We start from the raw sequence: 23,590 nt of genomic DNA, 5'->3' as shown, positions 1-23,590 counted from the left end.
GCAGGGACGCCGACCATAGATTTCTGAGCATGACAACGCAGCCCACCACCGCGGCCAACCCCGTCCTCCGTGTCCCGCCGGCCGCTCCGGCCGCGGCGGCCGCCCACTTCGGCGCCTCGCTCGCCTTCCACGCCGATGTCTCCGACGTCGAGGCCGCGCTCTCGGCCGACGGCGACCCCGGCTTCGTACTCCTCGATGCGCGCTCCACCGCCTCCTGGGACCAGGGGCACGTCCCCGGCGCCGTCCATCTGCCGACCGCCCTCATCCCCGAACAGGCCCGGAACCTTCTCGACCCGGCCGTGCCCGTGGTCACCTACTGCTGGGGTCCCGGTTGCAACGGCGCGGCGCGGGCCGCGCTCGCGCTCGCCGAACTCGGCTACCGGGTCAAGGAGATGCTCGGCGGCTTCGAGTACTGGGTCCGGGAGGGCTTCGAGTTCGAGACCCTGGACGGGCCGCAGCGGCGTGAGGCCGACCCGCTCACCGCGCCGGTCGGCTCCGGAGACTGCGGCTGCTGACCGGCGGGGCCGGGAGAGTGCCCCTCCCGCCCGCTCTCGTCCGGGCGTTCCGTGGCCGGTGGACGCGAGTGCGGGAGGGGCGGGGAGGGGACAGGAGCGGGGTCAGAGCCTGGACAGTTCGTCCACCAGGTCGTCGAGCCCGAGCGGCCCCTGCGACAGCGCGGCCATGTGCCAGGCCTTGGCGTCGAACGCGTCACCGTGTGCCTTGCGGGCGTTGTCCCGCCCGAGCAGCCAGGCACGTTCGCCCAGCTTGTAGCCGATGGCCTGCCCCGGCATCGAGAGATAGCGGGTCAGTTCGCTCTCCACGAAGTCGGCCGGACGGCCGCTGTGGTTGCCGAAGAACTCCTGGGCGAGGGCCGGGGTCCACCGCTCACCGGGGTGGAAGGGGGAGTCCTCGGGGATCTCCATTTCGGCGTGCATGCCGATGTCCACGATCACGCGGCAGGCCCGCATCATCTGTGCGTCGAGATAGCCGAGCCGGCGCTCGGCGTCCGGCAGGAAGCCCAGCTCGTCCATGAGGCGCTCGGCATACAGCGCCCAGCCTTCCAGGTTGGCGCTGACACCGCCGATCGAGGCCTGGTAGCGGGAGAGGGTGTCGGCGACATGAGTCCACTGGGCGATCTGCAGGTGATGGCCCGGCACGCCCTCGTGGTACCAGGTGGAGACCAGGTCGTACACCGGGAAGCGGGTCTCTCCCATGGTGGGAAGCCAGGTGCGGCCGGGACGTGAGAAGTCCTCGGACGGCCCCGTGTAGTAGGGGGCCGCGGCACCGCCCGGCGGGGCGATGCGGGACTCCACCTTCCGCACCCTTTCGGCGAGTTCGAAGTGCGTGCCGTCGAGTGCCTCGATCGCCTCGTCCATCAGGCTCTGGAGCCAGACCTGGACCTCGTCGACCCCCTCGATGTGCTTGCCGTGCACATCGAGATGGGCCAGCGCCTCCCAGGGGCCGGCGCCGGGCAGAACCTTCTCGGCCTCGGTCCTCATTTCGGCGAGCAGCCGGTGGTACTCGGACCAGCCGTACGCGTACGCCTCGTCGAGATCCAGGTCGGTGCCGTTGTAGTAGCGCGACCAGCGCGCGTACCGCTCACGGCCCACCGTGTCCGGAGCACCCTCGACCGCGGGGGCGTACACCTCTCGCATCCAGTCGCGCAGCGCCGCGACGGACTCGGTGGCCCGACGGGCGCCGTCGTCCAGATCGTTGCGCAGAGCGGCAGGGCCGGCGCCCGCGAACTCCTGGAAGAAACCCGATCCGTCGGTGGCGGCCCATTCGTCGAGCTGGTCGATGAAGGTGGCGGTGGCCCGCGGCCCGCCGTACAGCCGACGCTCCAGACCGAGCGCGAGCGACTCGCGGTAGCCCTCCAGCGCGGCCGGAACGGCACGCAGCCTGTCCACGACCGCCGCCCAGTCCTCGTCGGTCTCGGTGGGCGTCACCGTGAACACCTCGCGGACGCTGTGCGCCGGGGAGGAGATGTTGGAGACCGCGCGCAGCCCCTCGTCGGCTTCGTGGACGGCGAGCTCCGCCGTGAGGCGTTCGCGCAGGAGGCGTCCGCAGCGGCGCTCGGCATCGCTGTCCGCGCCGGGCAGCCGCTCGGCGGCGTCGAGCTTCGCCAGGGTGGTGCGGGCGAGTTCGGCCACGGCTTCCTGCCCCGAGGGGGAGAAGTCGGGAAGGCGGCGCGAGCTCTCCGTAACACCGAGATAGGTGCCGGCGATCGGGTCGAGCTCGATGAACGCGTCGACGTAGGCGTCGGCGACTTGGCGGGGCAGCGCGCTGCTGGGAATGTCTGACATGCGGACATCCTCGTACGGCGGAGGCCTCCACGTCACCATCATCCTGCCTCAGGGGCCCGTCCCGGCCGGTCCGACGGCCGGTGGCAGCAGCGGCCCGCACTCCCACTGCTGGAATATCAGGCGGGTCTCGACCCGGGCCACCTCCCGGCGTGAGGTGAATTCGTCCAGCACCAGTCGCTGCAGATCGGCGGTTCCGGTGACCGCGACATGGACCAGGTAGTCGTCCGGCCCGGTGAGATGGAAGAGCGCGCGGGACTCGGGCAGCGACCTGATGCGCTCGACGAACGGCCCGATGAGCTCTCTGCGGTGCGGACGGACCTGTACGGAGAGCAGTGCCTCCAGACCGCGGCCGAGCCGCGCCGGGTCCAGTCGGAGCTGGTGGCCGAGAATGACGCCGGAGCGGCGCAGCCTGGCCACCCGGTCCAGGCAGGTCGACGGCGCGACACCGACCTCGGCGGCCAGTTCGCGGTAAGTGGTCCGGGCATCGTTCTGCAGCAGTCGCAGAATGTGCAGGTCCACCGGGTCGAGAGCGACGGAATCGGCCATCTGCCGAACGTAGCACGGGAGATGCGCACCCAGTCCCGGTGTTTGTTCAGAGTCGTGTCATGGACACTGAAGCCTCGACGGCGCCCCTGACGACATCCCGGTCCAGGGCGCTGGCCACCGAAGCCGTGCACGCGGGTCGCGACGATCTCGCGGCGCTCGGCCTGCACGCCCCGCCGATCGACCTGTCCACCACGTACCCCTCGTACGACTCCAGGGGCGAGGCCGAGCGGATCGACACCTTCGCCGCCACCGGCGCCAGGCTCGAAGGCCCGCCCGTCTACGCGCGGCTGGACAATCCGACGACCACCCGTTTCGAGACCGCGCTCGCGCGGCTCGAAGGGACCGAGAGCGCCGTGTCGTTCGCCAGCGGAATGGCGGCACTCACCGCTGTCCTGCTGGTCCGGGCGAGCATGGGACTGCGCCACGTGGTGGCCGTCCGTCCGCTCTACGGCTGCAGCGATCACCTTCTCGGCACCGGCCTGCTGGGCACCGAAGTGACCTGGACCGATCCGGCGGGCATCGCGGAGGCGATCCGTCCGGACACCGGGCTGGTCATGGTGGAGACGCCCGCCAATCCGACACTCGCCGAGGCCGACATCCGTGCCGTCGCGCACTCCTGCGGCTCCGTGCCGCTGCTCGTCGACAACACCTTCGCCACGCCCGTGCTCCAGCGTCCCGTGGAGCACGGCGCACGGATCGTGCTGCACAGTGCCACCAAGTACCTCGGCGGGCACGGCGACGTGATGGGCGGCGTCGTCGCCTGTGACGAGGAGTTCGCGGCCCGGTTGCGGCAGGTGCGCTTCGCCACCGGCGGGGTGCTGCACCCGATGGCGGGATATCTGCTGCTGCGCGGGCTCGCCACGCTTCCGGTACGGGTACGGGCCGCCTCCGCGAGCGCCGCCGAACTGTCGCGCAGACTGACGGCCGATCCGCGCATCGCCCGGGTCCACTATCCGAAGCTGGGCGGGGCGATGGTCTCGTTCGAGACGTACGGGGATCCGCACCGGGTGATCTCGGCCGTACGGCTCATCACGCCCGCGGTCAGCCTCGGAAGTGTCGACACCCTGATCCAGCATCCGGCCTCCATCAGCCACCGCATTGTGGACGAGGGGGACCGACAGGCATCCGGGGTCGGGGACCGGCTGCTGCGCATGTCGGTCGGTCTGGAGGACGTCGAGGACCTGTGGGCCGACCTGTGCCAGGCACTGAGCTGACGGCAGGCGGGGCTTCGAGGAGGGGGCGGGTCGCGGGCCCCGGGGTACGTGGTCCCGGGGTTGGAGGTCCCGGCGCGGAACCGTCGCGTCGGGAGGTCAGCGACCGGCCTGCTCGTACGGTGGCAGCGAACGGATCGGAGTCGCGTCCAGCCGGGCGGTGACGACCAGCGTGCCCTCCTCGATCTGGTAGTCCAGCGGCAGGGACAGCGCACGCATGGCCGCGACCATGCCGGTGTTGGACGCCTGGGTGACGGCATACACGCTCTCGTAGCCCGCCTCGATGGCGAGCGTCACCAGCCGGCCGAGGAGCTCGGAGCCGATGCCTCGGCGCTGCCACTCGTCCTCCACGAGGAGAGCGACCTCGGTCTCGTCGCCGTCCCAGAGGAGGTGGCCGAGGGCGACCAGCCGTCCGGAGGCCGTCTCCACGGCCAGGGTGCGGCCGAAACGGGGACTCAGCAGGTGGTCGAGGTAGCGGTCCGCGTCGTGCACGGGGCCGTGATAGCGCATCCGCAGCGTCTGCTCGGAGCAGCGGTCGTGCATGGCCCGCGCTGCTCCGAGATCGCCGCGATCCACCCGGCGCACGGTGATCTCCTCGCCCTCGGGCAGGGTCAGCACGTGCTCACCGCGTGGCATGCGGGGACCGAGCCGGGCGTCCAGCTCCACCAGGGCGCGGGCCCGGGCGAATTCGGTCGGGGTGAACGGAAGGTAGGGCCGCTCGACGGTGATGGCGCCTCCGGACGGATCGCGCAGCCGCATCACCGTCTCCTCCGGCATGCCCTCGACGGGTGCCGTCTCACCGGTGGAGCGGCCCGTGATCGAGACGGCGGGCAGCGAGTGGATGGTGCAGCGGCCCAGCAGCTGACGCAGGGCGAGGGGGAGTTCGGCCGCGTCCAGGGCCGTGCGCGTGGCGAGGCTCAGGATGCGGGTGGGTGCGTCCACCAGGTCGTGCGCGTCGGCCCGCTCGATCCACGTCGAGCCACCCCCGGCGGCGGAGATCGCCCGGCTCAGCTGCTGGGCCTGCAGCGGGGCGGGGGCACGCAGCAGGAACTCGTCGACCGTGCCCTGCGCCAGCGGGTGCGTCTGCAGGGTGAGGATGTCGACCCGGTGCCGGGCCAGCGCTGTGCACAGCGCGGCCAGACTGCCCGGGGTGTCCCGCACGGTGGTACGCATCCGCCACAGCACCGTGTCCTCGGGGGACCGGGCCGGGCCGGCGGCGGTGGGTCGGGTCACGAGCGTGCTCGCGACGGGGTCGGTGTGCTGGGAGGGGGCAGTGCCGTCGCTGTCCGCACCGGGGGCGCTGGTGGTCGGAGGTGGAGCGTGGCTGTAGCGCCGCGCCCACCAGGTGTGGAAAGCGGCTGTCACGGCCAGGGCCACGGCCGAGGCGATCAGGAGGTACGGTCCGTCCGGCTGGTGTCCGATCAGGTTGGCGATCGCGTCGGCCACCGCGACCGCGGTGAACAGCGCGGCGAGTTCGGTCACGTCCCGCCGCCAGTGAGGGGAGCGGCGGGCGGACTTGGCGGATGTCACATCAGTCATGCCCTCACTGTGACCCAGCGGTGTTGCGTGGCCACGAACACTCTGTGACTGATGGGTTAAGTGATGATCTGGGTCTCTATCGTCTGTTTTGGCGGATTATTGTCTTGATCGATTCTGGATCGGCCGGTAGAGGCAGGTCCTGCTGCCCGAGGCCCGGGCCGGGTGTGAGGACGGGGTACGGCAGCTTCCTTCCGGGCTCGGGGCGGTGAGAGAGGTCCGGGTGTCCCGGGGGCGGAGTTCCGCGTATCCCGGGGTCGGAGCGGGGTCGCTGTCGTCCGGGCCCGCTGCGAGGAGCGGCGCGCCCGGACGGTGACCACCGGTCGGGACGGCGCCGGTCCGCCCCGGACCGACCCTGTGCCGACCGGGCGCGGCTCATCGGCCCCGGACCTGCCCCCGCGGGTTACGCCACGATGTCCTCGCCGGTCTCGCCGGTCTCGCTGGTCACATCGGTCGCATCGGTCCCGGTCGGCCCGGAGTCCGGCGTTCCTGACCCCGTTCCCGTCGACGCGGAGGCCGTCGGTCCGGCGTCTGTCGGTTCGGCTGTCCGCTCCCAGGCCGTCTTCAGGCGCATCGCTTGTCGTACCAGCTGCGAGGATCCGCCACGCGCCACCACTTCGGTGAGACCGGGTATCGGCTCCGAGCCCACCGGACCACAGTGCTCCACGCACTCGGCGGCCACGGAGAGCAAGTCGCTCAGTCCGCGAGGCGCTTTCGCCTGAGCGAGCAGCCCTGGCAGCACGGGGACCAGTACGGAGAGCACCATCCGGTACGCGCCGGTGACCGCCGCGGTACGGGCGGAGTCCGCGAGCCGGTTGGGCTTCACCAACTTGTGGTCGAGGAGGATCGCCAGGTTCTGGCCGACCGACGACGCGTCCAGCCGGTCCTGGGCCGCGAGCATCAGCAGGGCGTCCACCGCCGACAACCGGTCGTCCGGATGGCGGGCCCCCAGGCCGTATGCCACGGACAGATGGATGGCCTCGGGGGCGGCCGGCCCGCCGAGTTCGACAAGTCCGGGCAACGGCTCGGCGGTGCCACGCAATTCGTCCGTCGCGCAGGTCGCCGTGGTCGGCAGCAGCCAGGCAGCCAGGGTTTCCCCGTCCTCGGGGAGCGTGGCGAGCCAGGTGCCCGAGTGGTCGCCCCAGTGGTGGCAGAGGCGATGGTCCGGTGCATGCGGATGGCCCAGCCAGTGGAAGGAACGGGGGAACTCCTGCTGGATGAAGGGGCGTTCCTCGCTCGCCATCAGGACGCGCCGCGTCCAGTCGGTCGGCTCCCTCAGCGGCCAGCCTCGTGTCGAGGCACGGCCCTTCTCCAGATCGAAGCGGAAAACGCGGGCGAGCGGCTCGTCGTTCCGCAGCCAGAGGGCCAGCCGGTCACCCTCCGGGGTGCCCAGGAGGGCCGCAGCCGCTGCGGCCTCGTGCCGACCGCTGCGCCTTACCCGCAGCAGGGCCTGGGCGAAGTCGGCCTCCCCGGGACGGATCCCGAGCCGCTGGTAGGTGCGCAGTCGCTCGACGAGCACGGCAGGGTCGATCGAGCCCGTGTGCCACGTGGGGAAGGCGAGCAGAAACGGTGCGGTGCCGTTCAGTACGGCGTCGGCGGCCTCCCACAGCCGAGCCTTCAGCACTCCCGTGAGTGCGGCATGGACACAGGTCCCGGTGCCCGTCCACGCGGCACGCCCGTCATGCACGGCCTGCGCCGGTACCCGCCCGAGCAGGACGGCCACGACGAGCTCGATTCCCGCCTCCGAACGGAGCTGCTGCTCCACCCGTGACTGCGGTTCGTCGTCGAGCCACCACTGTCCCGCCAGCGCTTCGCGCAACGCGTCGGCCAGTGCCTGCCGATCGGTGCGGGCATGGCGGACCAACCCGTCCAGCGCCCGCTCGAAGGCGGTGCTCTCCTGCGATGCGGATCTCGCGAGGACCACCACCTCCTCGACGAGTTCGGGCAGCGTCGTCGGCGCAGGTTCGAGACGTTGCGGGGCGGGGACGGGCGGCAGGACCTCCTCGTACGGCTCCGCGGCCGACCGTACGTCCAGCAGATCGCCGAACACCTCCGCCGCGGCCGTGCGGTGCGCCGGACCCAGCAACGACGCGGACAGGGCGATCGCTTCGCGCACCGGATCGGCGACGGCGGACAGGTGGCGTGCCACGAGTTTGAGCGACCGCTCCTGGATGTCGATGTCCTCGTGCCCGAAGGCCTCGGCGACGACGGGCAGTAGCTCGCCGGCCGTCGACGGATCGCGTCGCAGCACCTTGCCGATCAACACGAGCTGGGCCCGGACCAGCTTCTTCTCGGCTCGGAAAAGCACCGAACCGGAGACATCCGCCAGGGCCCGTACGGGTAGTTCGCCCCGCTCGTCCAGCCGGGCGAGCACTCCCTGGGCATGACCGGCCACGGTGGAGATCCCGTCCGCGGCCATTCCGATCCAGTCCGCGATCCTTTCGGCCTCCTCCCGCTCGGTCGGCGCGAGCCGACGGAGCACCGTCAGGAAGAAACGCAGGTCTCCGGGCTTTCCTCCGCGCAGCAGCCGGGTCACACAACTGTCGACGACGTTCCGCCGCTCCAGCAGACCCTCGTCCGCCAGGACGGCCAGGGTCTGGGGCCAGTGGCCGGGGTTGTCGGGCTGGTCGTACCAGGTCACCTGCGACGGCAGCTCCGTCAGCTCGAAGAGCCGAGGGACGAGAGCAGTCAGATGCGGGTCGGCGCGGAGACGATCGATGAGGGCTCGCGCACCGCGTCGTCGCCACCGTACGCCCGAGACCGTCTCGGCCCAGCCCCGCACGAAGCCGTCCGTGGTGGGTACGGGGCACTGCGCGATCTTCACCAGTTCGTCGATGAGCTCGTACGTCGTCTCCGCCGTCGCCGGCCGCGCCGCCAGTCGGTGTGCGACGTCACCGAGCCAGGCGGGGTCACGGTCCGCGAGAACCTCGAGTACCAGCGGGTACGGGGACCGTGTCCAGCCCAGCAGGTCCCGGCCGCCGATCCAGGTCGCGCAGCCCGCGGCGCCCGTGTGGCAGCCGGCACCGGCGATCAGCAGAGCCTTCCGGATCTTCTCCTGCTCGTGCCAGTGCCAGCCCCGCGCCTCCTTGCGGAGTGCCTTCAACTCCGCCAGCACCGCACGTCGTTCGGCTGAATCGAGCGGGGCCAGCAGGGTCGGCACATCCTCCTTGCGCCCTTCTCGCACGGCGGTGAGCAGCTCCTTCATCGCACACCTCCGGCAACCTGCGCACCGCGGCGGACCATCCGGACGGCGAGCGCGTGTTTGCACGGGCCCCTGCGCCCGCGGTGGTCGACCCACCATTGGCAGGTGCAGCTCAGCACTCCATCCTTCTCCCTCACCTGGTACCGGCGTTCGGCCGAGGCCACGGTCGCCACGTCCCGGTCGAGTACGACGGCGCCCGAGTCGGCCAGTTGCCGGGCTGCCACCAGCCGTGGATTGTGCCGCTCGGCCCGGTCGGCGTCGTAGGGCAGGTCGCGGTGGAAGTAGGTCGCGTCGGCGAGGTCGTAGCCGACCCGGCCCGCCGTCCCCAGCCGGGTGAGCGCGGCCCGCACCCGCTCCGTCGTCAGGCCCGACTGCTCCGCGAGATCGGCGGGTTCGATCCGTGGCTCCCAGGCCAGGAGCACGGACACCAACTCTGCGTCGGCAGCGGCGTCGTCGGTGGCCAACGCGTCGAGCACCCCGCCCTCGCCGGAGAACCCCCGCGAGGCATCGGGTGAGAGCGTCAGGGTGAGCCGCATACCGGGGAGCACCGCCTCCCAGGCGCTCGCCGTGGCCGCACCGTCGGCCGCGGGCCCGTACACCCGCAGTGCTGTCGCATGACGCAACACTCGTTGCAATGCCACCAACCGCTCGGGGCCCGGCAGGCACACCGCACCCGCGACCGGTCGGGTCGTCGGCCGCAACGTCTTGCCGACGGGAACGACCCACTGAGCGCCCCGCGAGGCATTCCCCGACGAGCGAGGCAGGCCACGCAGGAACCGCACAGCCTCCGCGGCCGACAGTTCGGCCCGCAGATCGAAACCGGCCGACATCACCTGCGCCTCGGCGAAGCCACGCAGCCATCGGTCGGGCAAGGGCACCTTCTTCTCCACGACGGGTCCGTCCATGGTGGTGACGGCCAACTCGTCCGGGCCCACACGCATATGCAGTGGATCGTCTCCCGCTATCCGCGAAAGTGCCTCCCGGAGTGGATTGTTGACATCCACATTCGTCGTGCCATGACCCGTCCGGGCGCCGTCCAAACCGTCCTGGAGCACATCGAGGCGCGCGTACACCCCGCAGCAGCCGGAGAAGGACTCGAACCGCAAACGGTCGCCGTTGCCCGTCACCACCGGGTCGAGCGAGGCGGGCAGGGTGCGCTGGTAGTAGCGCGTGGATGCCACGTCCGCCACCGCCAGCAGACCGCGCGCGGCGACCCTCGGTGAGGCGAGGAACCCGGAGAAGAACCGGGGGTGGGGCTCGCTGCCCCGCGGCGTGAGGCCACCGGCTGTCTCCAGACCGAGGAGCTGCCCGGACTGCGAGGACTCCAGTGCGGACGGGCGTGAGTAGGCCAATGCCTGAACGGATCGGGTCATGCAAGAACCGTAGAACCCACCACTGACAATCGGCCCCGGCCCACTGTGCGGGGCCGATTGCCGGTGGGCAGGTTCACTGTCCGACGCGTCCTGGCTGCAACACCTTGCTGAACAGCACGGAACCGCCCTGGGCCCGCAGCCGGACGGTCAACTCGCCGCTGTCGCCGTCGATGTCGACCTCGCCGAAGAACTGCGGAGACTCCATCGGCGACACGTTCGCGCGGTCGGGTGCCCGCACGAAGACCTGGTCGGGACCGAACGTCGCATCGAGCGCGTTGGCCGGGAACTGACCGGCCGCCAGCGGTCCGGACACGAACTCCCAGAACGGCGCGAAGTCCTTGAACGCCGCACGCTCGGGCTCGTAGTGCTGCGCCGATGTGTAGTGCACATCGGCCGTCAGCCAGACCGTGCCGGTGATCCGCCGGTGCTTGATGTGGCGGAGCAGCTCAGCGATCTGGAGCTCACGGCCGAGCGGCGCTCCGGGATCGCCCTGGGCAACGGCTTCGAAGTCCGTGGCGCCGTCGGTGACCAACAGTCCGAGCGGCATGTCCGCGGCGATCACCTTCCACACCGCGCGGGACCGCGACAGCTCGTCCTTGAGCCAGCGGAGCTGCTGGGCACCGAGGATGCCGGTGGTGTCGTCGGGCTGCCGGCCTGGGGAGTTGGCGTTCCGGAAGGACCGCATGTCGAGGACGAACACGTCGAGCAGCGGTCCGTGCCGTACCACGCGGTGCATCCGGCCCTCGTCCGACGAGGCACGCAGTGTGGACACCGGGAAGTACTCGCGGAATGCCCGCATCGACCGGGACGCCAGCACGTCGACGTTCTTCTCGGTGTAGCGGGGGTCGTCGAGGATCTGCCCGGGATACCAGTTGTTGCGTACCTCGTGGTCGTCCCACTGAATGATCGAGGGCACCTGCGCGTTGAACTCGCGGAGATTGTGGTCGAGCAGGTTGTAGCGGAAGTTTCCGCGGTACTCGGCAAGGGTCTCGGCGACCTTCGACTTCTCCTGCGTGGTGACATTGCGCCACACACGCCCGTCGGGCAGGGGCACGCTCGGCTCGATCACCCCGTCCGCGTAGATGTTGTCACCACTGCACAGAAAGAAGTCCGGGTCCAGGCGGCGCATCTCGTCGTACACCACATAGCCTCCGATGTCCGGGTTGATGCCCCAGCCCTGACCGGCGATATCGCCGGACCACAGGAAACGCACTCCGTCCCGGCGGCGGGCGGGCGCGGTCCGGAAGGTTCCGTACACCGGCTCGCCGCTGCGGCGGGGGTCCCCGGGGTCGGTCAGTGTCACCCGATAGTGCACCTGCTCGCCCGGCGGCAGCCCGTAGAGCGGCGTGGTCCCGGTGAAGTCGGTGCCGGAACCGACCACGGGGCCGTGCCACGTACGGGACCGGCGGAAGGACTCCGTCGCCGACGTCTCCACGACCATCCGGGCCGGGCGGTCCGACCGGACCCAGACCAGCGCGGACGACGCGGTGACGTCGCCGACCTGCACACCCCAGGCGGCGCGCGGGCGGCCGGACAGGGCGAAGGCGGGGGCCGCGGCGCCCGCCAAGGGGAGCGCGAGCGCGGTCGAGGCGGCGAGTGAACCGCGCAGCACACCGCGGCGGTCGAGGGACGGAATACGCGGACGGTACGACATCGAGGCGCCTCCGGGGCAATGTTCGGCGGACGACGGGTGGCTGGTCGAGCGCCCCCACCCTCGTTGCCGTCGGCGGCGCGCACACCAACCTCAGATGAACACCCGGCCGCGGCCGGACTCAGCGGCGGCTGGTGTCGAGAACAACGCGTGCCACGAGCGCCGGGTCGTCGTTCATCGGAACATGTCCGCAGCCCGGCAGCCGGATCAGTCGGGCACCGGGGATGGTGTGCTTGGCCCTGATTCCCTGACGGCGCAGCAGAAGCCGGTCCCGGCTGCCCCAGGCGACGGTCACGGGCAGCCCCGGCACATCGTCGGTGAACGTGACACTCCGGCCGACGTCAAGCGTCTGATGGAATCCGGTCGCCTCACGCAGGGCGATGGTCTCGGCCACCACCGCACCGGATGAACGGCGGCCGGGCCGTGCATAGATGGTGCTGGTCAGGGCCGCACGTCCGGCCGCACTGCGTGAGAGCCGCTCGATCACCGGTATCGGCATCGACAGCGCGCCCCGCCGCATCGCCCGCAGCGTTGCGAACGCATAGCGGCGCTCGCTCTTTGTCCAGAACCCGGCGGGCGACAGGGCCGTCACCGACCGCACGAGCTTCTTTCTGCCCAATTCCAGTGCCAGCAGCCCGCCGAGCGAATTGCCCGCGACGTGGGGCCGGTCCAGGCCGACGGACTTGCAGAACGCACCGAGCACAGGGACCACGTTCGCCAGATCGTACGGAACACCGTCGGGCAGCCCCGGGGAGGCGCCGAAACCCGGGAGGTCCACGGCAACCACATCCCGTTCCGCGGTGAGGGCGGACAGCACCGGATCCCAGGCCTGACGGTGGTGTCCGATCCCGTGCAGCAGGAGCAACGGCTCTCCGCAGCCGCTCCGTTCATACGCCACGGACACGGTGCGGGGCCCCCGCGATGAGTCGACGCCGAACGAGACCATGGTGGCCATGCTGCTGCTCCCGGGGTGATCCGGCATGAATGAGTCATGCGCGAGGGCGACTTAGACGTCTCGTCAATAACAATTACCGCTCGGTAGACTGCAGTTCAAGGGGGCAGGGCGATTCGCGCTGGACACGGTGTCACACGTCGGCTGGGATGGAGGGGTGACAGCCGACACCGCGACCGACGTCTTCGAGGGCCACCGTCCCGTGCTCGTCGGGGTCGCCTACCGCATGCTGGGCGGGATCGCCGACGCCGAGGACGTGGTGCAGGAGGCGTGGCTGCGCTGGTCGTCCGCCTCGCGCGAGGACGTACGGGAACCGCGTGCCTTTCTGGTGCGGATCGTCACCCGGCTTGCCGTCGACCGGCTGCGACAGGTGCGGTCGCGGCGTGAGTCGTACGTCGGGCCGTGGCTGCCGGAGCCCCTTGTGACCGACTTCGGACCGGCCGTTGCGGATACCGCGGAACAGGCCGTCCTCGCCGACTCGGTATCGGTCGCCGTGCTGGTCGTTCTCGAGTCGTTGTCACCGTTGGAACGGGCCGTCTTCGTCCTGCGCGAGGCGTTCGGCTTCCCCTATGCCGAGATCGCCGTCGTACTGGAACGGTCCGAGGCGGCGGTGCGCCAGCTCGCGGGACGTGCGCGGCGCCACGTCGATGAGCGCAAACCGCGTTACGACGTCGACCCGGCCCGGCGCCGCGACCTCACGGAGCGGTTCCTCGCCGCGGCGGCGGGTGGCGACATCCAGGAGCTGCTGGCACTGCTGGCACCCGATGTGCGGCTCGTCGGGGACAGCGGCGGAAAGTCCAAGGCGCCGCTGCGGATCATCGAGAGCGCCGACAAGGTCGGCCGTTTCCTGTTCGCCGTCGCCCACGGTCGGATCCCGGACCCCGACTTCCGGTTGCTGGAGCTCAACGGCGGGCCGGGTCTCCTGGTGCTCTCGGGTGGAAAGCCCGACTCCGTCTTCCAGGTGGACATCAGGAACGGGCTCATTCAGTCCGTATACATCGTGCGTAACCCCGACAAGCTCATCGGTCTGGCCGCGGAGTAGCCGGAACCCCCGCCCTTTCGTCGCGCTCGCAATCGAAGTGATGCCCTCCGGTCCACCCGACAGGAGCACCTTGCCGTCCCTGCCCGGAGCCCCGCCGCCCGTCCGGCTGTGATGCGTTGTGCTGCGGGCTGCTCACGGCACCACGAACGTCCTGTGAACGCTCTGCGGCAGAGGTCCGTTTCGCTGCGTGACCGATGGAGGATTGGTCTTGACCAAGGGGGTGTGCCGTCCTATGGTCTCAACGTTAAGACAGGAACCTTTAATAAATAACGTCGCGGAAAAGCCGCTGGGCGATTGCGGAGGACAGGGTGGGGACCACGCAGCTGGAAACGGTGCAGGAGCCGAAGTACTGGCACCTCAAGACCGTGCTCAGTGAGGCACTCGACTCGGACTTTGCGGTGGGCGAGATCCTGCCCAACGAGCGCGAGCTCGCCGCCCGGTTCGGAGTCGCCCGAGCCACGCTCCGGCAGGCCCTGGAGCAGCTCGAACTCGAAGGCAGGCTCCAGCGTCGCCGCGGCGTCGGGACCACCGTCGCCCCGCCGCGCGTCGGGGTCGCGGTCTCCACGGCACAACGGGACTGGTCCGGTGGCGGCACCGGCGAGGCTTGGCAGCCGGTGGACTGCACGACGGCGGTCGCACCGGCGTCCGTGGTGGCGGCGCTCGACGTCGAGCCCGACGAGCCGGTGCACATCGTGCGCCGGATCCGGGTCACTCACGGACAGGCGGTCGCGGCGGAACTCCTGTACGTCCCGTCGGCGTCCGTGCCCGACCTCTCCGCGATCGACGCCCCCTCCGGCCCTGCCCGGGCCCGCAGCGTCCTGCGCGAACTGCACCGTCTCGGACTCGAGGGCCAGGACCGTTCGGTGGAGCTCGGCTCGGCGCGCGTGGACGACGCCAAGGAGCTGGACCGGCTTCCCGGCGCCCCCGTTCTTGTCGTCACCACCCGCTACCTCGCGGCCGGTGGCACGGCGGCACTCTCCGTCGCCACCTATCGGGCCGACACGTGCCGGCTCACCTTCGGCGATTCGGGCGACCTGGAGATCAGCCATCACAACGAGGAACGCCAGGCATCCTGAGTCCTGTCGGCTCCTTTGATCCGTGATGCACACGTACGGCCCGTCGCGCTCAGCGGCGGGCCGTCACCGTTCCCTCCACCGCGAAGAGCTGTTCCTCGGCGTGGTCGAGAGCCAGCCGCAGGGCGCCCGTGGCCACGGCCGCCTCGCCGAGCAGCGAGAGGGTGACCCGCGGCGGCCGAAGACAGTACCGGGCCAGCTCGCGGCGGAGCGGGTCCAGGACACCGTCCAACCCGGCGGCCCAGCCGCCGATCACCACCAGCTCCGGGTCCAGCGCCAGCGCCAGCGCGGCGACATCGTGCACCAGACGCTGAATGAACCGCTCGACCGCCGCCTGCGCCCGGACATCGCCATGCCGGGCTTTCGCGAACACCGCGGCGACCGCGGGCTCGTCCAACGGATCCAACGGCGTGTCCGTCGTCGACAGAAGCTTCTCCGGCGTCGCCTCGCGGCCGAGGAGATGCAGCGCGCCGATCTCACCGGCCGCGCCGCCGAAACCGCGGTGCAGCCGCCCGCCGATCAGCGATCCGGCGCCCGGGCTCAGCCCCGCCAGGACGAACACGATGTCGTCGGACTCGGTGGCCGCCCCCTTCCAGTGCTCCGCGACCGCCGCGGCATTGGCGTCGTTCTCCACGAGGACGGGGCAGCGGAAGGAGCGCCTGAGCCGCTCACCCAGCGCCAGACCTGTCCAGCCCGGCAGCGCGGTGCCCAGCCGTACGGTTCCGTCGGCTTCCACGATGCCAGGGCTGCCGACCCCGACCGCGCGCAGACTGCTCCGGGGCACGCCGGTCCGCCGCAGAACATCGGCGACCACGGTCCTGACCTTGTCGAGACGGTCGTCTGCGCAGGCCGTCTCCGAAACCTCGCGGGAGCCCGCCCCGATGATTCGGCCGTCCAGCCCCGACAGCAGTGCCGAGATCCGGTGCGGACCGATCTCGATGCCGAGCAGGTGCCCGGCCTCGGCACGGAACCGGAACCGGCGGGCCGGCCGCCCCTGGCGACGCGTTCCACTCTCGTCGGGCACCGACTCCACGACCAGTCCGGCCTCGAAGAGCCCCTCCATGACTCCCTCGACCGTCGGCCGGGACAGACCGGTGATCCGGGTCAGATCCGTGAGGGTGGGGGAGTCGGCGCCTCGGAGGGCGTGCAGTACCACCGCGGAATTGATCCGTCGCAGCAGTGACGGATCCCCACCGGTCAGCCGGCCCACGGTGTGTCCTCCCAGCTCGTGCGCATGTCAGGCGGATGGTACTCGCTGCCCGGGTGCAGGGCGACCGCGGGCGGCAACGCGTCTGCGGACGTGGCGGTGATCAGCCCGGAGCGACGAAGCCGGACTCGTACGCGGCGATCACCGCTTGCGTGCGATCCCTCGCACCCAACTTGGCGAGTACGGCGCTGACATGGGTCTTCACCGTCTCGACGCCGATCACGAGCTTCGCGGCGATCTCGGCATTCGACAGCCCGCGGGCCATCAGCCGCAGCACGGCAGCCTCCCGCTCGGTGAGCGAAGCCTGCTCCATGACTGCCCGTGCCTTGCTCGTTCCGTACTCCGCGGCCAGTTGCCGGACAGCGGCCGGGAACAACAACGACTCGCCCTCCGCGACCAGTCGCACCGCGTGCACGATCTCTGCGGGCCGGGCACGTTTGAGGAGAAAGCCGTCCGCTCCGGCCCGGAGCGCCTCGTAGACGTACTCATCGTTCTCGAAGGTGGTGACCACCAGGATCTTCGGTGGATCCGGTACGGTCCGCAGTACCACCCGGGTCGCCTCGATGCCGTCCATCAGCGGCATCCTGACGTCCATGGCCACCACATCGGGGCGCAGCCGACGCAGCAAGGGAATCACCGCGGCACCGTCGCCCGCCTCGCCCACCACCTCGATGTCGGGCTGGGCCTCGAGCACCGCACGCAGCCCCGCGCGAACGAGAGGTTCGTCGTCGACCAGAAGAACGGTAACCGGCATCCGGTCAGCCTATAGGGGCCGGCTCCCAAGCCCGGACGGGCGGACGACGACGGCTGCGGTTCCTCGCCGTGCAGTCGGATCGCCCGAACACACCTGGTACGAGGATGCCTCTCCCCACGCGTCCGACGGCGCGCGGATCGGCCAGAGACTACGGGACGCCCCGTGTCCCGTTCAGCGGAAGACTCGCATGAACCCTCCATTCGCCTTTGTGCGGACCCGACTTGGCGTTTCCGCCCAGCAGCGCGGCGCGCTCGCGGATGCCCCGCAACCCGCTGCCACCACCTGGCGTGCTCGTCGATTCAGTGATCGGATTGGTCACCTCCAGCTCCAACCGTCCGTTCGCGACGCTGATCCGTACACGAACGGGTACGGCCCCGGAGTGACGCAGCACGTTGGTGAGGGATTCCTGAAGGATGCGATACCCCTCACGGGAGATCGCTCCGGGAACCTGTTCCAGCCGACCGGACACGTCCGCGTCGATCTTCGCCCCTGAACCGCGCGCGGAGTCCAGGAGCCGGTCGGCTTCGGCGAGCGTCGGCCGCTGGCCCACCGGGGTTCCCGATTCCCGCAGCACCCGCAGAACGCGCTCCAGATCGTCGAGCGCGTCCCTGCCGGTCTCCTCGATCGCGGTCAGAGCCCGCTCGGTGAACTCCGGGTCGCGAGCTGCCCGGGCCGCACCTGCCTGCACCACCGCGACAGTCAACGCGTGCCCGATCGAGTCGTGCAACTCGCGCGCGATGCGGTTGCGCTCCAGCAGCTGTTCGGTGCGCTCCTCCAGAGCGGTCAACCGCTGGACCGGTGAGGGGCCGAGGAGCCGACGGGCGGTCGCGGTGATCAGCTCGCCGCTCGCCACGACCATGGTCAACAGCACCACTATGGGCAGAGGTGCGAGCAGCGCGTACCACCAGTGCGGCTCCACTCCGCGGACCAGCCATTGGTCGCTCGTGCCGGTCCCGGAACCGCCGAGGACGAGATCGACCGCGGTTGCCGGCAACCACACCGTCGCCGACCCCACGACGGCGGCGAGCAGCAGTCGTATCTCCAGCCACAACACGGTTCGCCAGCGATCCGCCCAGGTGGTCGCGGCGGTTGCGGAGATTGCGGCATCGGGCGCACCCCGCTCCTCGGGCGTGAGCAGGAGTTGGGCCTGAACACCTTCCGCCAGCCGCATGCCGGGCAGCAGACCCACCGGCACGGCGAAGACCATGGGTACCCACGGTGAGTCCATGGAGATGAAGAGCCACACGCTGTAGACCGCTGCCGGAACGAGGAGATGCAGCCACCGGGTGTAGGTGACGGAGGAGCTCAACGGGCGGAGGAGGCGGAACATGCTGTCATCGTGTCAGCTCGCACGGGACCGGCGGCTCCCCCGTGCGGGGGAGGTGATCCACACCGCCGGGGGAGGCCGGGCACCCGGCGGGACCGCGAGGCTGAGGACATGACCAGCATCGACGTCCATGAGCTCACCAAGGAATACGGCACGACCCGCGCCGTGGACAGCCTCACGTTCAGTGTGCGCCCCGGCCGAGTCACCGGCTTCCTCGGCCCCAACGGCGCCGGCAAGTCGACCACCATGCGACTCGTTCTCGGCCTGGACCGGCCCACCGGTGGCACCGCCACGATCGGTGGAAGGCCCTACGCGACGCTGGCCGAGCCGCTGCGCCGCGTGGGCGCCCTGCTCGACGCACAGGCTGCCCACGGTTCGCGTACCGCGCGGAACCACCTGCTGGCTCTCGCGGTCAGCAACGGGATGGGTGCGCGCAGAGTCGAGGAGGTTCTGGAGGAGGCAGGCCTCGGCCAGGTCGCGGGAGCGCGCATCAAGACGTTCTCCCTCGGTATGCGACAGCGGTTGGGCATAGCGGCGGCCCTCCTCGGGGACCCGGAGGTCGTGATGCTCGACGAGCCGTCCAACGGACTCGATCCGGAAGGCATCATCTGGATCCGCGAGCTGCTGAAGCGGTTGGCCCGAGAGGGCCGCACGGTCCTGGTGTCCAGTCACCTGATGAACGAGACGTCGTCGTTCGCCGACCACCTGGTGGTTCTCGGCAGGGGGAGACTGCTCGCCGATCTGCCGATGCGGGAATTCCTGGACGCGCGCAGCAGGCCCCGGGTGCGCGTGCGTACGACCGAGTCCGTTCGGCTGCGCGATGTCCTGGTCCGCAAAGGATATGAGCCTGTGCAGAGTGAAGACGGGAGTTGGACCGTCGAAGGCGCGAAGGCCGGGGAGATCGGTGCGACAGCCGCGTCCGAAGGGATCACCATCCTTGAACTCGGCGACGAACAGAACACGTTGGAGCAGGCATACCTCGACCTCACCGCCGATGCCATGGACTTCGTGTCCGTGGTGAACCCGGCCCACAACCGTCAGGAGTCGTGACCATGTCGACCACAGCAGTGCTGCGATCCGAGTGGATCAAGATCAGATCGGTACGATCGGTCACCGGATCCTTGACAGCGGTCCTTGTGGCGACACTCGCCATGACCGTGCTCGCGTTGTCCATCGCCGGTCGAACCGAGGCGGAGAAGACGGATGCCGATCTGATTTTCAACGCGTTCTCCGCGCTGAACTTCGGACAGATCGCGGCCATCAGCTTCGGAGCAACCGCGATCTCGTCCGAGTACCTCAATGGCGCCCTGCGGGTATCGCTTGCCGCCGTGCCGCGCCGCAATGTCTTCTACACGGCCAAGATGACGCTCGTCGGTGCATCGGCGCTCGTGGTAGGCCTTGTCACCAGCTTCGGCGCCTTCCTGGTGGGGCAGCTGTTCATGGGAGAGTACGCGATCGGCCTCGGGGAGCCGGGTGCCCTGAGGGCGGCATTCGGAGGGGGGATCTATCTGACCCTGATGGCCCTGTTCGCGGCCGGACTGGCGGTACTGATGCGCAGCGCCGTAGCTGTGCTCAGCCTGCTCATCCCGTTCGTGCTCATCGTCTCCTTCGTGGTGGGTGACGTCTCAAGCGGTGTGGCGCAGTATCTGCCGGACAGAGCAGGACAGTTGGTGCTCCACCAGAACGCCATGGGCAGCCTCGGACCGTGGAGCGGACTCGCGGTGACCGCGGCATGGGCGGCGGCCGCCCTTCTGGCGGGCTGGTGGGCGATCAGACGCAGGGACGCTTGAGGGCTGTCCCGCCCCCTGGCGGCCACGCGCTACGGCTACGGGACCACGCCGCGTTGCCGAAACGTCCGCGTGCATCCGGTATGCGAACATCCCTCCGTCCTGCGATGCACTGCATCCGACGCCGCGAGCTGATCCACCAGGGATGACGGGGCAGCCCTTGGCGCCGGACCGCCCGGTGCCATGACCTCGTCCTCGACGACGGAGCGAGGTGGCTGAAAGCCACTCAGAGTGCGTGAGGGAAGCGGTTTGTCAGTGCCGGGCGGTTTACTGGCGGCATGACCACCGCACATCACCTCCGCCTCATCGACGGGATGCGCACCCGGAACTTTCCCGCGGAGCGCATCCGGTCGGACTCGGGAGTCAGCGGGCCCGGCTATCACACAGCATCCCTGCACGCGGACGCCGATCACTGGGACGACGACGAGGACGAGGTGGGGCGCCTGGAACACCGGGCCCAGTGCCTCGCGGAGCACGACGTGCTGCTGACGCTGCTCACCAGCCGCTGGGGTGAGCCACAGACGATCAGTCTGTGGAGTGTGCAGGAGCGGATGATGGCCGGCGAGGAGATTTCGGAGGCATGGGCCGAGACGGTGGCGGGCTGCGAGCACCTTGAGCTCTGGCGGATCGAGGACCGATGGGTCGCCATGGGGCTCTGCCTGGAGGAGGAAGGCCCTGGCTGCGAGTTGAGCGTTGTGGTGACGGAGATCGATCCGCCGTGATGATGTGAGCCGGCCCGCTGATCCGATACGGAGTGCCGACAGCCCGCAATCCTCTGCGGTGTCCAGCCCGGGGCCGGTCCCTTGTCACGGGCCGGACACACGGCCACGAGGACAGGGGGGACACGGGGGCAAGCCGCTGTGCAGGCGCCCGGGGCGTCAGGTCTCCGCAGTGATGTCGGTGCCGTCGTGTTCGACGGAGGCGCGGAGCCGTCCGAATTCCTCCGCCATCGTCTGGACCGTCCAGTGAGCATTCAGGCCACTGGGGTTGGGGAGGACCCAGACGCGGGTGGCGGCGATCGTGTGGTCCTGCAAACCGATGCGGGCGGTTCGCCTGCCGAAGGCCGTGCGGTACGCGGTGACCCCCACGACCGCCAGCCACTGCGGCCGCAACTCCGCCACCTTGGCGGCGAGGATCCGTCCGCCCTCGCGGAACTCGTCGGTGGACAGCTCGTCCGCTCGTGCGGTGGCGCGGGCGACCACGTTGGTGATGCCCAGGCCGTAGCGAACGAGTTCGGTCTGCTCTGCCGGTTTCAATTGCCGTGGGGTGAAGCCGGACCGGTGGAGTACGGGCCAGAAGCGGTTGCCGGGGTGGGCGAAGTGGTGGCCCGTCGCCCCGGTCATCAGGCTCGGGTTGATCCCGCAGAACAGCACGCGCAGGCCGCCCGCGACCACATCGGGAACGGTGCGGTCGCGGGCGGCCCGGAGCTCTTCGGCGGTCATCCGGCTGTGGCGCCGGGCGTCAGAGGATGGAGCCGGGTGTGTACCCGGCGGCCTCGGGGTGCTGCTTGGTGATCTCCTCGATGCGAGAGATCAGTACGGTGACCTGGTCACCCGCCGCTCCGGTGAAGGAGAGCTTGTCGGCCATCAGCGCGTCCAGCTGCGCGCGGTCCAACGGGATGCGGTCGTCGGCAGCCAGCTTGTCGAGCAGTTCATTGCGCTCGGCGCCCTGCTCGCGCATGGCCAGGGCCGAGGCGACAGCGTTCTCCTTGATCGCCTCGTGGGCGACCTCTCGGCCCACACCGGCGCGCACCGCGCCCATCAGGACCTTGGTCGTGGCGAGGAACGGCAGGTAGCGGTCGAGCTCGCGGGCGACGACGGCCGGGAACGCCCCGAACTCGTCGAGCACTGTCAGGAAGGTCTCCAACAGACCGTCGAACGCGAAGAACGCGTCCGGGAGTGCCACCCGGCGGACCACGGAGCAGGACACGTCGCCCTCGTTCCACTGATCGCCGGCGAGCTCGCCGGTCATCGACGCGTAGCCGCGCAGGATGACCATCAGGCCGTTGACACGCTCGCAGGAGCGGGTGTTCATCTTGTGCGGCATCGCGGACGAACCGACCTGACCCGGCTTGAAGCCCTCGGTCACCAGCTCGTGCCCGGCCATGAGACGGATCGTCTTCGCGACCGAGGAGGGGGCCGCGGCCAGCTGCACCAGTGCCGTCACGACGTCGTAGTCGAGCGAGCGCGGGTAGACCTGACCGACCGACGTGAAGGCCTGCGCGAAGCCGAGGTGTCCGGCGATGCGCTGTTCGAGGTCGGCGAGCTTTCCGGCGTCGCCGCCCAGCAGATCGAGCATGTCCTGGGCCGTGCCCACGGGGCCCTTGATGCCACGCAACGGGTAGCGGCCCAGCAGGTCGTCGAGCCGCCCGTAGGCGACCAGGAGTTCGTCCGCCGCAGTCGCGAAGCGCTTGCCGAGCGTGGTCGCCTGCGCGGCGACGTTGTGGGAACGGCCTGCCATCACCAGCTCGCGGTACTCGCCGGCCAGCTTGCCGAGCCGGGCCAGCACCGCCACGGTGCGGTCGCGCATCAGCTCCAGGGAGAGACGGATCTGGAGCTGTTCGACGTTCTCGGTGAGGTCCCGGGAGGTCATGCCCTTGTGGACCTGCTCGTGTCCGGCGAGGGCGTTGAACTCCTCGATCCGGGCCTTGACGTCGTGGCGGGTGACCTTCTCGCGCTCGGCGATCGAGGCCAGGTCGACCTGGTCGACGACACGTTCGTAATCGGTGAGGGCGGCGTCGGGCACCTCGATCCCGAGGTCCTTCTGAGCGCGCAGCACCGCCAGCCACAGCTGACGCTCCAGCTTCACCTTCTGCTCGGGGGACCAGAGGACGGCCAGCTCCGTGGAGGCGTAGCGGCCGGCCAGGACATTGGGGATGCGAGGCTTCGCAGACACAGCAGTCACGTGTCCAGAGTTTACCTGTCGTCTTCAGCGGTTCGTGAGCGTCCAGTCCATAAGGTCCAGGTCAGAGGCTCCTGGGCCATCGCTTCGCACACGGGGTGCGATACGTGTGCGAGACGGAACGGCCCCGGGCCGGTGATGCCGGCGCTGCCGGGGCGTTCAGCCGGAACGCTTCTGATCGAGGGAGCCGAGCCCGTGCCGGACCGCAACCCGGGCGTCGAGCAGGCGTCGTCGTGGGCGTTCGCGACCGGCGCGGTGGCGACGACGACCGGCCCGAACACGTCCACGGCGGGTCCCCGCTTGCGGCCGGGCACCCTCTTCGCCACGTCGAGGCCGGTCGTGGAGGTGTGGACCCCGGAGGCCGCGTGGACACCCGACAGGGGCGGGTCCTCTGCTCGGCGGGCGCGGTGCCGTGCTGGTGCCGGTCCTTCCGTGCGTTGATCGCAGGCTCGATCGGAGTCCGCTTCGCGTCGGACGGGCGGCGGGGCGGGTCCGGCGTTCGCTCACCCCGGCATGTCGGCAGGCGTCCGGCCGCGGACACCGGGCGGACTCCGTCCGGTGTCCCCGTCATCAAGTGACGACATAATCACTCAAAATTCACGAATTGCCTTCTGGAGCCTCGGGGCGGGTTCCCTGACATGTCAGCCGACGAGCTTCGGCACGCCTTGCCGGGCCCCGCACGAGACCGCACCGTCGGGAGCGGCTGAAGCGTCCGCGGGCCTGTC

19 protein-coding genes are annotated in these 23,590 nt (G+C 70.2%); 7 read left to right on the top strand and 12 right to left on the bottom strand.

All coding sequences use genetic code 11. The annotated features are described in order from the left end of the window. The first annotated feature begins 29 nt into the window (after window positions 1-29). Window positions 30-515 (top strand): rhodanese-like domain-containing protein, encoded by a 486-nt coding sequence (locus ACIRP2_RS29455; protein WP_404255484.1) that lies wholly within the window; start codon window positions 30-32, stop codon window positions 513-515. A 102-nt stretch (window positions 516-617) separates the two neighbouring features. On the opposite strand, the gene ACIRP2_RS29450 is transcribed toward ACIRP2_RS29455, so the two are convergent. Together ACIRP2_RS29450 and ACIRP2_RS29445 are read right to left on the bottom strand one after the other, a co-directional pair. Further along, window positions 618-2,303 (bottom strand): DUF885 domain-containing protein, encoded by a 1,686-nt coding sequence (locus tag ACIRP2_RS29450; RefSeq protein WP_404255482.1) that lies wholly within the window; start codon window positions 2,301-2,303, stop codon window positions 618-620. Window positions 2,304-2,351: 48 nt separating this feature from the next. Continuing rightward, a complete protein-coding gene (locus tag ACIRP2_RS29445; protein ID WP_404255480.1) occupies window positions 2,352-2,849 on the bottom strand; it encodes an Lrp/AsnC family transcriptional regulator in 498 nt (165 codons plus the stop codon). Window positions 2,850-2,908: 59 nt separating this feature from the next. Here ACIRP2_RS29445 and ACIRP2_RS29440 point away from each other — a divergent pair, with 59 nt between their 5' ends. After that, window positions 2,909-4,063, top strand: coding sequence for a trans-sulfuration enzyme family protein (locus tag ACIRP2_RS29440; protein WP_404255478.1), 1,155 nt, complete (start codon window positions 2,909-2,911; stop codon window positions 4,061-4,063). A 96-nt stretch (window positions 4,064-4,159) separates the two neighbouring features. Here the strand turns inward: ACIRP2_RS29440 and ACIRP2_RS29435 are convergent, their stop codons facing one another. The 5 genes from ACIRP2_RS29435 to ACIRP2_RS29415 all read right to left on the bottom strand — a co-directional run bounded on the left by ACIRP2_RS29435 (window position 4,160) and on the right by ACIRP2_RS29415 (window position 12,777). Continuing rightward, entirely contained in the window at window positions 4,160-5,599 is a 1,440-nt protein-coding gene (locus tag ACIRP2_RS29435) for a GNAT family N-acetyltransferase (protein WP_404255476.1), read from the bottom strand. A gap of 400 nt (window positions 5,600-5,999) precedes the next feature. After that, the gene (locus ACIRP2_RS29430; protein ID WP_404255474.1) at window positions 6,000-8,801 is read right to left on the bottom strand and encodes a DUF6493 family protein; all 2,802 of its coding nucleotides are present in this window, start codon (window positions 8,799-8,801) and stop codon (window positions 6,000-6,002) included. Continuing rightward, on the bottom strand, window positions 8,798-10,171 hold the full coding sequence (locus ACIRP2_RS29425) for an SWIM zinc finger family protein (RefSeq protein WP_404255472.1): 1,374 nt from the start codon (window positions 10,169-10,171) through the stop codon (window positions 8,798-8,800). Before ACIRP2_RS29425 ends, ACIRP2_RS29430 begins: the two co-directional genes overlap by 4 nt. A gap of 73 nt (window positions 10,172-10,244) precedes the next feature. Then, window positions 10,245-11,825, bottom strand: coding sequence for an alkaline phosphatase D family protein (locus ACIRP2_RS29420; protein WP_404255470.1), 1,581 nt, complete (start codon window positions 11,823-11,825; stop codon window positions 10,245-10,247). Window positions 11,826-11,943: 118 nt separating this feature from the next. After that, on the bottom strand, window positions 11,944-12,777 hold the full coding sequence (locus tag ACIRP2_RS29415) for an alpha/beta fold hydrolase (RefSeq protein ID WP_404255468.1): 834 nt from the start codon (window positions 12,775-12,777) through the stop codon (window positions 11,944-11,946). Between the two features lie 154 nt (window positions 12,778-12,931). Here ACIRP2_RS29415 and ACIRP2_RS29410 point away from each other — a divergent pair, with 154 nt between their 5' ends. Both ACIRP2_RS29410 and ACIRP2_RS29405 read left to right on the top strand, forming a co-directional pair. Further along, on the top strand, window positions 12,932-13,816 hold the full coding sequence (locus ACIRP2_RS29410; RefSeq protein ID WP_404255466.1) for an RNA polymerase sigma-70 factor: 885 nt from the start codon (window positions 12,932-12,934) through the stop codon (window positions 13,814-13,816). Window positions 13,817-14,124: 308 nt separating this feature from the next. Continuing rightward, on the top strand, window positions 14,125-14,892 hold the full coding sequence (locus tag ACIRP2_RS29405) for a GntR family transcriptional regulator (protein ID WP_404255464.1): 768 nt from the start codon (window positions 14,125-14,127) through the stop codon (window positions 14,890-14,892). Between the two features lie 49 nt (window positions 14,893-14,941). Here the strand turns inward: ACIRP2_RS29405 and ACIRP2_RS29400 are convergent, their stop codons facing one another. The 3 genes from ACIRP2_RS29400 to ACIRP2_RS29390 form a co-directional block, all read right to left on the bottom strand. After that, window positions 14,942-16,099 (bottom strand): ROK family protein, encoded by a 1,158-nt coding sequence (locus ACIRP2_RS29400; protein WP_404255462.1) that lies wholly within the window; start codon window positions 16,097-16,099, stop codon window positions 14,942-14,944. 100 nt (window positions 16,100-16,199) lie between these two features. Next, window positions 16,200-16,850 carry a response regulator gene (locus ACIRP2_RS29395; RefSeq protein WP_404255460.1) on the bottom strand — a complete coding sequence of 217 codons (651 nt, stop codon included), beginning with the start codon at window positions 16,848-16,850 and terminating at the stop codon, window positions 16,200-16,202. Between the two features lie 148 nt (window positions 16,851-16,998). Continuing rightward, the gene (locus ACIRP2_RS29390; protein ID WP_404255458.1) at window positions 16,999-18,180 is read right to left on the bottom strand and encodes a sensor histidine kinase; all 1,182 of its coding nucleotides are present in this window, start codon (window positions 18,178-18,180) and stop codon (window positions 16,999-17,001) included. Window positions 18,181-18,288: 108 nt separating this feature from the next. On the opposite strand from ACIRP2_RS29390, the gene ACIRP2_RS29385 reads away from it, so the two are divergent. The 3 genes from ACIRP2_RS29385 to ACIRP2_RS29375 all read left to right on the top strand — a co-directional run bounded on the left by ACIRP2_RS29385 (window position 18,289) and on the right by ACIRP2_RS29375 (window position 20,686). Then, window positions 18,289-19,227 carry an ABC transporter ATP-binding protein gene (locus tag ACIRP2_RS29385; RefSeq protein ID WP_404255456.1) on the top strand — a complete coding sequence of 313 codons (939 nt, stop codon included), beginning with the start codon at window positions 18,289-18,291 and terminating at the stop codon, window positions 19,225-19,227. 2 nt (window positions 19,228-19,229) lie between these two features. Next, the gene (locus ACIRP2_RS29380) at window positions 19,230-19,967 is read left to right on the top strand and encodes an ABC transporter permease (protein WP_404255454.1); all 738 of its coding nucleotides are present in this window, start codon (window positions 19,230-19,232) and stop codon (window positions 19,965-19,967) included. Between the two features lie 275 nt (window positions 19,968-20,242). Next, on the top strand, window positions 20,243-20,686 hold the full coding sequence (locus ACIRP2_RS29375) for a hypothetical protein (RefSeq protein ID WP_404255452.1): 444 nt from the start codon (window positions 20,243-20,245) through the stop codon (window positions 20,684-20,686). A gap of 156 nt (window positions 20,687-20,842) precedes the next feature. Here ACIRP2_RS29375 and mug read toward each other — a convergent pair whose 3' ends face one another. Beyond that, window positions 20,843-21,406: a G/U mismatch-specific DNA glycosylase gene (gene mug, locus ACIRP2_RS29370; RefSeq protein WP_404255450.1), complete on the bottom strand. Its 564-nt coding sequence runs from the start codon at window positions 21,404-21,406 to the stop codon at window positions 20,843-20,845. A gap of 19 nt (window positions 21,407-21,425) precedes the next feature. Continuing rightward, complete coding sequence (gene purB, locus ACIRP2_RS29365) at window positions 21,426-22,868, bottom strand: adenylosuccinate lyase (protein WP_404255448.1); 1,443 nt, start codon at window positions 22,866-22,868, stop codon at window positions 21,426-21,428. Window positions 22,869-23,590 lie beyond the last annotated feature (722 nt).

The organism is Streptomyces sp. NPDC101194, from assembly GCF_044767885.1.
In the GTDB taxonomy this organism is placed as follows: domain Bacteria; phylum Actinomycetota; class Actinomycetes; order Streptomycetales; family Streptomycetaceae; genus Streptomyces.
Note: the sequence above shows the minus strand (reverse complement) of the source record. Positions and strands in the feature narration are given on the sequence as shown.